Origin of the sequence: Streptococcus henryi DSM 19005 (assembly GCF_000376985.1) — a bacterium.
GTDB classification, from domain to species: Bacteria; Bacillota; Bacilli; order Lactobacillales; family Streptococcaceae; genus Streptococcus; species Streptococcus henryi.
The window spans coordinates 1-13,110 of the sequence record NZ_AQYA01000025.1 but is presented as its reverse complement, the minus strand read 5'-3'; the positions used below and the strand labels follow the sequence as shown (position 1 = coordinate 13,110).

At 37.3% G+C, this 13,110-nt stretch carries 9 protein-coding genes and 1 pseudogene; 4 read left to right on the top strand and 6 right to left on the bottom strand.

Translation table 11 applies throughout. The features are described 5' to 3' along the window. Positions 1–326 precede the first annotated feature (326 nt). The 6 genes from F601_RS0102495 to F601_RS0102470 form a co-directional block, all read right to left on the bottom strand. Positions 327–1,517, bottom strand: a complete 1,191-nt coding sequence (locus tag F601_RS0102495; RefSeq protein WP_018164092.1) for an argininosuccinate synthase — start codon at positions 1,515–1,517, stop codon at positions 327–329. Between the two features lie 205 nt (positions 1,518–1,722). Continuing rightward, positions 1,723–2,649 carry an ATP-binding cassette domain-containing protein gene (locus F601_RS0102490; protein ID WP_018164091.1) on the bottom strand — a complete coding sequence of 309 codons (927 nt, stop codon included), beginning with the start codon at positions 2,647–2,649 and terminating at the stop codon, positions 1,723–1,725. A gap of 10 nt (positions 2,650–2,659) precedes the next feature. Continuing rightward, positions 2,660–3,712, bottom strand: a complete 1,053-nt coding sequence (locus F601_RS0102485; protein ID WP_018164090.1) for an ABC transporter ATP-binding protein — start codon at positions 3,710–3,712, stop codon at positions 2,660–2,662. A gap of 8 nt (positions 3,713–3,720) precedes the next feature. After that, entirely contained in the window at positions 3,721–4,647 is a 927-nt protein-coding gene (gene oppC / locus F601_RS0102480; protein WP_018164089.1) for an oligopeptide ABC transporter permease OppC, read from the bottom strand. Beyond that, the gene (locus tag F601_RS0102475) at positions 4,647–6,146 is read right to left on the bottom strand and encodes an ABC transporter permease (RefSeq protein WP_018164088.1); all 1,500 of its coding nucleotides are present in this window, start codon (positions 6,144–6,146) and stop codon (positions 4,647–4,649) included. Before F601_RS0102475 ends, oppC begins: the two co-directional genes overlap by 1 nt. 65 nt (positions 6,147–6,211) lie before the next feature. Beyond that, positions 6,212–8,197 carry a peptide ABC transporter substrate-binding protein gene (locus F601_RS0102470; RefSeq protein WP_018164087.1) on the bottom strand — a complete coding sequence of 662 codons (1,986 nt, stop codon included), beginning with the start codon at positions 8,195–8,197 and terminating at the stop codon, positions 6,212–6,214. Between the two features lie 407 nt (positions 8,198–8,604). Here F601_RS0102470 and pbp3 (F601_RS0102465) point away from each other — a divergent pair, with 407 nt between their 5' ends. The 4 genes and pseudogenes from pbp3 (F601_RS0102465) to F601_RS13050 form a co-directional block, all read left to right on the top strand. Beyond that, positions 8,605–9,840 (top strand): D-alanyl-D-alanine carboxypeptidase PBP3, encoded by a 1,236-nt coding sequence (pbp3, locus tag F601_RS0102465; RefSeq protein ID WP_026183073.1) that lies wholly within the window; start codon positions 8,605–8,607, stop codon positions 9,838–9,840. 134 nt (positions 9,841–9,974) lie between these two features. Next, positions 9,975–11,222 (top strand): D-alanyl-D-alanine carboxypeptidase PBP3, encoded by a 1,248-nt coding sequence (pbp3, locus tag F601_RS0102460; protein ID WP_026183072.1) that lies wholly within the window; start codon positions 9,975–9,977, stop codon positions 11,220–11,222. A 90-nt stretch (positions 11,223–11,312) separates the two neighbouring features. Next, entirely contained in the window at positions 11,313–12,503 is a 1,191-nt protein-coding gene (locus F601_RS0102455; RefSeq protein ID WP_018164084.1) for a D-alanyl-D-alanine carboxypeptidase family protein, read from the top strand. A gap of 437 nt (positions 12,504–12,940) precedes the next feature. Beyond that, a pseudogene (locus F601_RS13050) lies at positions 12,941–13,110 on the top strand (IS5/IS1182 family transposase); the annotation flags it as partial.

Genomic DNA, 13,110 nt, shown 5'->3' with positions numbered 1-13,110 from the left:
ATTCATCTAATCAAAAAAGCTAGATTTCTCTAGCTATTTTTCACCTCACAGGGCAATTTCTTAAATGATTCTCACTGGATATCATTATTTAAGCTCGAGATGCCTCTCTGAACACCTTAACGAGAGTTGTAAGTTATAAGAAAAGAGTCTCAGATGGGGCTCTCTGACCCCTTTTATCTGATATCTAAGGGCTGATTTTTTCATAACTCGTCGTCATTTTCGCCTCGATATACCTCAGTATTATCTTCAGCTCAATTCCTAGATTTATCTCAAAATCATCACCTTAGAAACTGCCTTTCCTTATTTAATTAGGATTATATTCTGATTTATTTGTTGTTCACTTGTGAGTTAACCTGAGTTGGAAGTCCCCAAAGTTTGATGAAACCTACTGCTGCATCTTGATCAAAACTGTCAGCTGATGTGTAAGTAGCCAAGTTTTCATCATACAATGAGTTTGGTGATTTACGTGCAACAACTTGAGCATGACCTTTGTAAAGTTTCACTTTGGCAGTACCATTAACAACTTTTTGTGTTTCTTTGATGTAGGCAATGATAGCTTCTGTTGCTGGGCTGAACCACAAAGCATTGTAGATAAGGTTTGACAATTCATTTTCAAGGATTGGTTTGAAATGTGATACTTCACGTACCAAAGTCAAATCTTCGATTTCTTTGTGAGCTGTCAAGAGTGTAATAGCACCTGGACATTCGTAGATTTCACGTGATTTAATACCTACCAAACGGTTTTCAACGTGGTCGATACGTCCAACACCGTGAGCACCTGCAATAACATTCAATTTTTGAATAAGATCAGCAAGTTTCATTTCTTCACCATTGATAGCAACTGGTTTACCTGCTTTAAATTCAATTTCAACATATTCAGGTGTGTCAGGAGCTTGTTCAGGTGAAGTTGTGATTCCAAATGCTTCTTCTGGAGCTTCGTTCCATGGATTTTCAAGGACACCACATTCATTAGCACGTCCCCAAAGGTTTTGGTCTACTGAATATGGGTTGTCAAGGTTAGCTGGAACTGGAACACCGTTTGCTTTAGCGTACTCAATTTCTTCTTCACGTGACCATTTCCATTCACGAACCGGAGCTACTACTTTCAAACTTGGATCAAGTGCTGCAATAGCAACTTCGAAACGAACTTGGTCATTACCTTTACCAGTACATCCGTGAGCAATTGTTGTTGCACCAGTTTTATGGGCAATTTCAACCAATTTTTTAGAAATGATTGGACGGCTAAGTGCTGACACCAATGGGTATTTTTGTTCATAGTAAGCATGAGCTTGAAGCGCTGGTAGAACATACTCTTCAGCAAACTCATCTTTTACGTCAAGCACGTAAGATTCGATTGCTCCGACTGTAAGTGCTTTGTCATGGATAAAATCAAGGTCTTTACCTTCGCCGACATCCATACAAACAGCGATAACATCATAATCTTTTTTAAGCCATGTAATAGCAACTGAGGTATCAAGACCACCAGAGTAAGCAAGGATAACTTTTTCTTTTGACATAGGATTTCTCTTTTCTTAACTTATTTTTATCAACTTATGTGTATAATTATACTCACTTTATTGTCGTATGTCAACACTTTTTGAATATTTTTTCAAAATTATTTTATTTATTGTCAAATATTAGTGTTTTACTGTATATTATTCTGTTTAATCATTATTAGATCGTAAAAAAACAACCTAGTATTCACTAAGTTGTTTCGCTTTGTTAGTTCAATTTTTTACGGTATTCAGCCATTTCAGCTTTATTTCCCCAAACAAAGTGACCTGGAGTAATTTCAACCATTTCAGGTTCGTCTGTAGAATAGTCATGCTGACTTGGATCGTAAACGATTAGTTCTTTCTGTCGTTCCAAGATTGGATCTGGAATTGGTACAGCAGAAAGAAGGGAGCGTGTATAAGGGTGAATTGGATTGCGGAAGAGCTCCTCTGTTTCAGCAACTTCAACAATAACTCCCTTATGAATAACAGCGATACGATCTGAGATAAAACGTACAACTGATAGGTCATGGGCAACAAAGAGGTAAGTCAAGCCTTTTTCTTTTTGAATTTTTTTCAAAAGATTAAGAACTTGTGCACGAACTGAAACATCCAAAGCTGAAATTGGCTCATCAGCGATGACAAATTCTGGATCCATAACGAGTGCACGCGCGATACCAATACGTTGTCGTTGTCCACCTGAAAACTCATGTGGGTAACGTGTCAAATGTTCTGCAAGAAGTCCAACTTCTGTCATCATGTCTGTAACTTTCTTCTTACGATCTTCTTCATCTTTGAAAAGATTAAAATTATAAAGACCTTCAGAAATGATATAGTCAACAGTTGCACGCTCATTTAAGCTAGCTGCTGGATCTTGAAAAATCATTTGGATTTTTGAGATAAGTTCGTTGTGCTCAGCTTTGGTTTTCTTACCATTAATACGTTTCCCGTTGTAAAGAATGTCTCCACCACTTGTTTCATTTAATCCAATGATAGCACGTCCAATAGTTGTTTTTCCTGAACCTGACTCACCTACAAGAGAGAATGTCTCCCCTTTGTTAATGAAGAAATTAGCATTTTTAACAGCTACAAATTTCTTCTTTCCTTCACCGAAGGAAATTTCTAAATCTTTAATTTCGACTAACTTTTCAGTCATTTCCTTCCTCCTAATTACTCATTTTTTGAGAAATTTTTTGATGCAAATCCTGAATAACCTCTGGTTTTTCAACTTTTGGTGCATCTGGATGGAGCAACCAAGTTTTTGCCCAATGCGTTTCAGATACTGCAAATTTTGGAACGTCTTCCTCAAAGTCAATCTTCATAGCATAACGTGAACGTGGTGCAAAAGCATCGCCTTTAATAGGTGTATATAATGATGGAGGTGTTCCTGGAATTGAGAAGAGCACACCCTTTTCATCAGCTAATTGTGGCAGGCTTGAAAGCAAACTCCATGTGTATGGATGTTTTGGATCATAAAAAATTTCTTCAACAGTACCATACTCCACAATATCACCAGCATACATAACTGCAACTTTATCTGCAATACTTGCTACTACACCAAGATCATGAGTAATGAAGATAGTTGTAAAGTTGTATTCTTTTTGCAAATTTTTAAGCAAATCAATGATTTGAGCTTGAATAGTTACATCAAGAGCTGTTGTTGGTTCATCACAGATTAAAACATCAGGCTTACATGCCAAGGCAATAGCGATTACGATACGTTGGCGCATACCACCAGAATACTGGAATGGGTACTCATTAAAACGTTTTTCAGCTTCAGGGATACCAACTTTTTCCATGTAGTCGATAGCTAATTTTTTAGCTTCAGCTTTTGTTTTACCTTGGTGTTTTATAATAACTTCAGTGATTTGAAAACCAATTGTTTGAATGGGATCAAGACTGGTCATAGGATCCTGGAAAATCGTCGCAATTTTTCCACCGCGAATTTTTTCCCAGTCGCTATGACTTTTTAATTCTGTTAATTCTTGACCACGATACTTGATAGAGCCATTGGCAATACGACCATTAGACTCCAACATTCCTGTAAAGGTTTTGGTCAAAACAGATTTTCCACTCCCAGATTCTCCTACGACAGCAAGGACTTCTCCTTCGTAGAGATCAACTGAAATATTACGAATAGCAGTCAAGACACGATCACGAACGTCAAATTCCACGACCACATCTTGAGCACTAAGGATTACATTTTTAGTGTTAGTCATTATTACTCCTATCTATGTGTACGTGGGTCACTAGCGTCCGCAAGATTTTGCCCGACGATATACAATGGTAATGAAACCAAAATCAAAGTCGTAAGCGGAATCCAGAACAAGTAAGCATTAGTCGTCAAGTTAGCAGAGTAATTTGAAATCAAACGACCAAGACTTGGCTCAGTTACTGGCAAACCAATACCAAAGGCAGACAAGAAAGCTTCATATGAAATATATTGCGGTAGCATCTGCGATACCATAGTCACAATAACGGAAATCAATTGTGGCAAGAGGTTTTTTACAGCAATCTTTACAGTTGAAGTACCTAGAGTACGGCTGGCAAGGTTATATTCCAAATCACGGTAACGCATAACTTGAACACGAATAGAATAGGCAATACCAATCCAACCTGTAATACAGAAAGCAAAGATAAGATTCCAGAAACCTGCACCAAGTGAGTAAGTCAAAATCATAACGATCAAGATGAATGGAAGGTTTGAGATAACGTTGTAAACCTCTATCATAACTTTATCAACAGCTTTTGAAACTCCCCAGAGTGCACCAATAACAATACCAATAACCATATTAATGATTGTCGCAATAACAGAAATCAAGATAGAGTTACGAGCACCATACCAAACACCATCAAATAGGGATTGACCATTTTTATCTGTACCAAACCAATATTGTGAATTTGGCCAAATATAACGTTTTGAAAAATCATTAATGTCACTAACATCATTAAAATCAAAGTTAGAAAACATTGGATAGATGAAACTCATCAAAAGAATAGCAACCAATAGAATCAACATAAAGATAGTTGATTTTTTTGAAAAGAATTGTCTAAATACAGATTTCCAATATGAATATGAAGGCGCATCAATGGCCTCAGACGCATATGTGTCTAATTCGACAAATTCGAATTTGCTTTTGTCTATAGTAGCCATTATTTACCTCCTTTATTAGCAAGTTTAATACGTGGATCAAGGACAGTCATCAAGATATCACCTACAAGAAGGGCAAAAATTGCAAGAATTGCAAAGATGAAGACTAAACCAATGACCATAGCATTGTTTGCTGCAGCGATAGCATCAATTAACATTTTACCCATACCTGGGAAGGCGAAGATTTTTTCTGTCAATGTCGCACCAGCAATTGTTCCAACAATCGCACCTGGGATACCATTTACGATCGGTACCATGGCATGTTTGAATAAGTGACGTCGTGAAATTTCAGTTTCTGATAAACCTTTGGCACGAGCAAAACGAACAAAGTCACTACCTTGCAAGTCAACCAAGTAACGACGGAACCAGACCACAATACCTGGTGTATTCAAAACTCCCAAGATAAATGCCGGAAGAACATATGAACGGGCGTCTCCAGCTCCCAAAAGTGGGAAAGTATCTGGTAAAGCAAAGAGTTTCGATCCAACAAAGCGAATAACATAGATTGTCGCAATACTTGGCATTGCTAACATGAAAGTTACAGTCGCTGTTGAGAAGCGATCAAATAGACCATCTTTATAACGAGCCATCAATAGACCAATTGGCAAACCAAAGATATAAGCCAAGAGCACACCAATTACACCAGCTTTCAATGAGTTGGCAATCATCGATGGTTCGGCATAGTTACTTTGAGTTGCTGTATAAGCATCACCCTCACCAAAGTTAGCAATATCACGTGAATCTGCTTTACTTGGTGTTTTATAAGTACGTGAGTAGATGTTGATGGATGATGATTTTGTGACACCCGTTGGGAAAGTTGTCTCTTGGGCAAGAGTTTTACCTTGTCCTTGAGTGATAACCTGAAGGACAGGGATATTAGCAAAGGTTGGGTAAGATGTTCCTAAATTAAAGGTTATTATATTTTGATGAATGAATGGGAATTTACCATTGAAGTAAATCAAATATTTATGTTTTGTTCCCGAACCTACCAAAGCTGGCCCTACAGCTGGATCATTCTCAAATTTCACATATCGTTCTAAATCCGGATTTTCAGAATCCTTGATTTTCCATGGATGGTCAATAACAATAAGGTTTGAGTAGAATTTCCAGAGACGTTCATAGATTGGAATATTACGTGTAGCGTAGTATTTACCACTTTCAAATTGTTCAAGTTCCCATTTTCCACCAGCTGACTTCAAATATTCTTGATAAATTTTTTTATCAGATGATTTTCCTTCGTCAGTCACAGTATCATCAATTTTTTCAGAAGCTTGTACTAATTCTTTGGTGTTAAGATACTCAATATAACCCATTCTTTCATAGACTGTATTTTCATAATCTGCCTTTTTATCAGGAGTTACGGCAATCTTAGTATAGTTTGGATCTTGTTTAAAAATTAATTTTCTTGGTACTAAAGTGAAAACAATAGCATAAGTTAATGTTGTCACTAAAAATATTGAGACCAAAGATCTCAATATCCTGCTAAAAATGTATTTTTTCATATTCTTCCTTAACAGTTCAAAAGAACTTTCCCAATTAAAGGAGAAAGTTCTTGATGAACAATGTATTATTTTTCGATGTGATCTGCAAGTGCTTCTGCAGCTTCAGCGTTAGATTTTTCTTTGGCTTCTTCCCACTCAGCAAGAGCTTTGTCATATTGCTCAACTGTTACAGGCTCATCTTGAAGTTTCATGTATTTGTAAGTTGTAGACTCACCTTTAACACCAACATATGAGTAACCACGAGTGAATGGAACAACCTTAGTAACGGTTGGACGAGCACCTTTAGAGATTGTTGGAATTGCAACAGCACTGTCTGTCAACCACGCTTGAGCTTTAGCATAAGCTTCGTAACGAGCATCAACTTCGTCAGCATCTTTGAGAGCATTTGCTGCATTAAGCAAATCTTGGTATTTATCCAAACCAACTGATTTGATTAGGGCTTCATTATCATAAGAGATACCGATACGAGGAGTAGTTGCAGCACCCTTAGTTGTTCCAAAGATATCAAGGTATGATGATGGATCTGCATAGTCTGGAGACCAACCTGACAAGGCCAAATCATAATCGTTTTGCTCAGGAGTTTCAGCTTGGTAAGTTGCTGCCAACCACTCGTCTTCAGTAACTTGTTTAAGGTTGATAACAACGTTTTCTTTACCAAGGCTAGCTTCAACTGACTGTTTCATTGATTGTGCACGTTGAACTGCAGCGTTATCAGTTTGTGAAACTGGGAAGTCCAACTGGATAGGGAAACTTACACCTTCAGCTTCAAGAGCTTCTTTAGCTTTAGCAAATTCAGTTTGAGCTTTTTCTGGGTTGTAAAGTCCATCTTGACCATCTGAAAGATCAATATCTTTCCATTCATCACCATATGAAGCCAACTCAGCTGTTACAGACTCACCGAACTCTTTACCCTCAATTTGAACAAATGCAGGTGGAACCAAAGTATTACGTAAAGCTTTTTCTTTAGCTTCTTCACCATTTACTTGGGCATTCCATGACGCACGATCAAAGGCGAAAGATACAGCCTGACGGAAGTCTTTGTTGTTCATAGCTTTGTTAGAATCTGACAATTGTTCATCAGTCTTGTCTGACAAGTTGTGCAATGTACGGTTCAAGTTGAAGAAAATCATGTAAGTTGCACCATCTTGTTGACCGTAAACAATGTTGTCACCATATTTCTTCTCAGCTGTCTTATAGCTTGGTGAAGTTGGGAACAATGTTGCTGCTGTGTAGGCACCTTCATCAAAGTTGTTGAAAAGTGAGTCTTGGTCTGAACCATCGTAGTATGTCAACTTAACATTGTCGATGAAGACATTATCAGCATCCCAATAGTTAGCATTCTTTTCGAATTCCATTGATGACTTAGCTGTGATAGATTTCAAAAGGTATGGTCCGTTGTAAAGAAGTGATTCTGGGTCTGTTTGTTTACCAAAATCTTCACCTTTTGATTCCAAGAATTCTGCATTGATTGGGAACATGATACTGTATGTCAATTTAGAATTCCAGTAGCTTTCTGGAGCATTTAATGTATATTGAACTGTACGTTCATCAACCGCTTTAACACCTACGGTTGAGAAATCAGTTGTTTTGCCATCAAGGTAATCTTGAAGACCTTTGATAGAGTCTTGGATAACATAGAGAGCTTCTGACTCAGAGTCAGCAGCATGCTTAAGACCTGTTACAAAGTCTTCTGCAGTGACATCAGCATATTCTTCACCATCAGCTGTATACCATTTAGCATCTTCACGAAGAGTGTAAGTGTATGTCAAACCATCTTCTGAAACTTTCCAATCTTCAGCAAGTGATGGAATCAAGTTCCCATATTGGTCATTTTCCAAAAGTCCATCGATAAGATTAGCTGTGATATCACTTGTACCAGCTTGGTTCATCTTAACGTAGTCAAGAGTAACTGGTTCTGATTGATAAACATAGTTATAAGTAGTTGAAGCGCTAGAGCTGCTTGAGTTTCCACCATTGCCGCACGCAGCAAGGACAGATGCAGATACCAAAGTAACACCTGCAGCTAAAAGCAATTTGCTTTTATTTTTCATAAAAATTACCTCTAAAAAACTAATTTTTTCATTTTTCGCACAATTTAGTTTGAGCGACTATGTAGTTGTTATTATACCATAAAATTTTCTTAAAAAAAGTACCTGAAACAAGAAAATAAACTGAAAACCAGATGTAAGTTTCCGAAAGATGCTTTGAAGCTTGAAACTATCGGATTTTTCTGACGATTTTTACATATTTTATTTTTAAAAAAATTTTAAATTTTTATATTTTTTAGACTTTTTATTTCTGTATTTAGACTTTTCCTTCATCACTAACAGTCTAAATTTGCATTTGAATGAAATGATCACTTGTATTATTACTTAAAAGTCTGATGTTATCCGACCTATTTCATTTTTAAGATAGCTTTATGTTATAATAGAAAAAACAATGTTGGGATATTATGTTAATGAAAAAAATTCTTAGTTTTCTGGTTATTTTTTTAGCTTTAATGGGTGGAAATGCATTGGCTGAGACATTTGAACCTGCTGCTCAGCACGCTATTGTTGTAGAGTCTAATTCTGGGAAAATCCTCTATGAAAAAAATGCTCAAAAAGCTGTTCCAGTGTCATCTTTGACAAAATTGTTAACGATTTATATGGTTTATAAACAAATTGATTCTGGAAAATTGACATGGGAAACCCCGGTAGATATCTCTGATTATGCTTATGCCTTAACAACAGATTATAGTATCAATAACGTCCCTTTGGATGCGAGACGTTATACTGTAAAAGAACTTGTTGAAGTGACTTTAGTGCAAAATGCTAACAGCTCTGCTATTGCCCTAGCCGAACATATCGGAGGAAGTGAAAGTAAATTTGTCGATATGATGCGAAAACAGCTTTCTGATTGGGGTATTTCCGATGCAACTATTGTCAATGCTAGTGGGCTACCGAACACTTATCTTGGAGAGAATCGCTACCCTGATTCCGATGAAAATGATAAGAATAAGCTCAGCGCTTATGATTTAGCTCTTATCGCCTATCACCTTGTCAATGATTTTCCTGATGTCCTTCGCCTTGCAAGCACGCAGTCTCTATCTTTCGAAGGCTATACTCTCTACAACTCTAACTATATGCTGGAAAATATGTTCTACTATCGCCCTGGTGTAGATGGTCTTTTATTAGGAACTTCTAAGGTCAGCGGAGATTCTTTTGTCACTACAAGTACTGAGAACAAAATTCCAGTGATTAGCGTCACTCTTCGTGCCAAAGAAAGCTCTTCAAATCCATACGCTGTTTTTGAGGTTACTAACTCTCTCTTAGACTACGTTCAAACAAACTTTAAGCAAAAGACACTTCTTAAAAAGGGTCAATCATATAAGGATAGCTCAATTCCGGTTACTGATGGCAAAAGCGACAAAGTCTCAAGTGTAGCTGCTGATGATTTAAAAGTGGTCAGCAAAGTCAGTACAGATCTAAAAGAGACAATCGAAACTGTGGATACTGTCAAAAAATTGACAGCGCCAGTCACAGCCGGTCAGCCTGTCGGAGTGGCAAATTTCAAGGATCCGGATAAAGTTGGCAATGGTTACCTCGCTCAAGAACCAAGCGTTCAAATGGTGACTAAGTCAGATATTCAAGCTGACTTCTTCCTTAAAATCTGGTGGAATCACTTTGTTAACTATGTTAATGAAAATCTTTAAATATGATTAAGAGGTTAGACTCACCGTCTAATCTCTTCTTTTGTAACGGAAGTTTCAATTCGTTAAAGTCATTGTTTACAAAAAATAGCAACTTATCTTTGACCAAGGCTCCTCAACTTGTTACAATTGTTTGTATGAAAAAATGGATTATTTACTTCAGTTTACTCATTGGTCTCTTACTGAGTCCAGTAGTTAATGCTCAAGAACCTGATATTGCAGCTCAGCATGTTTTTGCCATCGAAGCAAGCACAGGTAAAATATTATACGAAAAAAATGCTGACGAAAAAACCTATATTGCTTCAATTAGTAAAATATTAACCATTTATCTTGTTCTGGAAGACATCCACAATGGAAAGCTTGATTGGGATAGTCAGGTTACCTTATCCGACTATGCCTATGGCCTCACTCAAAACTACGCAATCAGTAATCCTGACATGTCTCAAAAGACTTATAGTGTCCAAGAATTAGTCAATGCTAGTATGGTCTATAGTGCAAACAGCGCAGCTATTGCCCTAGCAGAAAAAGTCGCTGGAAGTGAACCAGCCTTTGTTGATCGTATGCGTCAAAAGTTGGAATCATTTGGCATCACTGATTATCAGATTGTAAATTCTACCGGACTCAACAACAGTGTTCTCGATGGAAATATTTACCCTGGGTCAGGTCAAGATGATGAAAATATGCTGAGTGCAAAGAGCGTGGCATTGGTAGCTTGGCATCTAATTAATGATTACCCCGAAATTCTCTCTATCAGTAGTTTAACGAGCACTCAACTCGGAAACGAAACACTAACATCTTCTAATAAAATGTTAGCCAAATCTTCTGAAGTTTATCATGAGGGAGTTGATGGATTAAAAACAGGGACCACAGAGCTGGCTGGCGAGACCTTTGTAGTGACTTCTCAAGAAAATGGCATGCGCGTTATAGCAGTTCTTCTTAATGCTGATAATGCTGAAGTCGAAGAAAATGCACGATTTAAAGAAACCAATAAATTACTAGACTATCTTTACCAGACTTTTGAAATGAAAACTTTGGTAAGTGCAGATCAAAAAATCAACCAAAACTTGCCAGTTACTGGAGGAGTTGAAAAATCGGTTACTCCTTATGCTTCTCAAGAATTGAAGGTAGTTAGTCTAAAAGATAGTAAAGTTGATGACCAATACACCATCAGCCCAGGTAAACTGACTGCACCTGTAAGTGAACAAGAAGAAATCGCCAACTTACTTTATGATGATCAATATCTAATTGGCGATGGGTATCTGTTCGATTCACCACAAGTGTCCCTTTATGCTAAAAAATCTATTAAGGAAACTTGGCAAAGTAAGGTTTCAAATCTATTTAAAAGCCTTGTTAATAAACTAAAATCACCATTTAATCAATTTTAAAATCAGTACAGACAGATACTGATTTTTTTGTTATGATATAATCATACAATTATTTCTATTTTTTATTTTATAGATTTAGGAGTGAAAACTGTGAAAAAGTTTTTTTTAGGATTACTTTGCTTTTTGACTATCTGTCTGACAAGTTATGTTAAAGCAGAAGAAAACATAGCAGCAGAGCAAAAAGATATTATGCAAATCACGCGCGAAGCGGGATATGAAGTGGACGATATTAATCGCCCCAAGGCTTCTATTGTTGTTGATGGCACTACTGGTACCATTCTATGGGGTGATAATATTGATACTCCCCGAGATCCAGCTAGTATGTCAAAGATGTTTACCCTCTACCTACTCTTTGAAGAGATGGCTAAAGGAGCAATCACTTTGGACACTACCATCACTGCTACAGAGACAGATGAGGCCATCAGTAATATTTATGAGATCTCTAATAATAAAATCGTTGCCGGTGTAGCTTATCCCATCCGTGAACTGATTACCATGACTATTGTACCTTCTTCAAATGCTACAACTGTCATGATTGCCAACTACTTATCAAACAATGATGCCTCTGCTTTCGTTGATAAGATTAACGAAACAGCAAAGCAGTTAGGCATGACTAATACTTATTTTAGCAACGCAAGTGGTGCCGTAGCTTCTGCATTTCAGGGTTATTATATGCCGGATCGTTATGAATTAACCGCTACTAATATTACGACAGCTAGAGATCTTGGTATTTTGATTTATAACTTCATGCAGAAATATCCAGAAATTGTGAATTTTGCTAATCAAACTGATGTTAGTGTAATGGTGGGAACTCCTTATGAGGAAACCTTCCACTCTTACAATCATTCCCTTCCAGGTGGTGTTTATGCACTTGAAGGGGTTGATGGTTTAAAAACTGGGTCAAGTCCTAGCGCCGGTTTCAACAGTATTGTAACTGCTAAACGTGATGATACGCGACTCATTACTGTTGTCATGGGAGTTGGCGATTGGTCTGACCAAAATGGAGAATACTACCGTCATCCTTTTGTTAATGCTCTTTTGGAAAAGGGCTTTGCTGATGCCAAGGAACTCAGAAATGCAGAAAAACAAGAACAACTTGAAACAGTTGCAAGTAGCAGTTCTAAGGAGGAAGCAACAATTGAGGAGACTAGAAAAGAAACATTTTTAGATAAAGTTGATGCACTTATTGATCAACATCATTATATTCTCATTGGAGTTGTTGGTTTCCTAGTAGCACTGCTATTCATCCTTCTCCTTATTTCCTTTAAACAATCAAGATAATGGTATAAACGAAGAAAAGAAACCATCTTCCTTGTCCGCCACTTCAGTAGACAGAATTACTGTAGGAAATCTTTGATTTTCCTTATTTCCAACCTCGGTCTTGGTGGGAAAAGCTTCGCTTTTCCTGATTAAAGACTGAAACTCCTTGAGTTTCAGATTCAGTCGGTAAAAAATAGTCTCTAGGACTTCTATAGTCAAAAATAAGGGCTTGCGATTGCAAGCCCTTATTTCCAACCCTCTATTGGAGTATCCGACACAAATGAGGAAAATCAGAGATTTTCCTTATTTCCCGAGAGCCTAGGGCATTTGAATGAGGCTGGACAAAAACTAGCTTCAGAACACAAAAAAAACGGGCATTTCCGCAGTTGGAGATGCTCGTTTTCCTATGTCATGGTTTATAATTATAATAACGACAAAACAATTAGAAAGCCATGACTATGTATAAAGAGTATAACACAAATCAGTTAAGTTTGGAACTAAATCTTGCTTACGATATTCCCATGAACCATGAAGTTAGACTCATCAGTCTTTTCGTGGACAGTATCCCTAATCATGTTTTACTGGAAGAAAAGTCTCATACTGGCCGACCAGCCTTCCATCCGGCTAT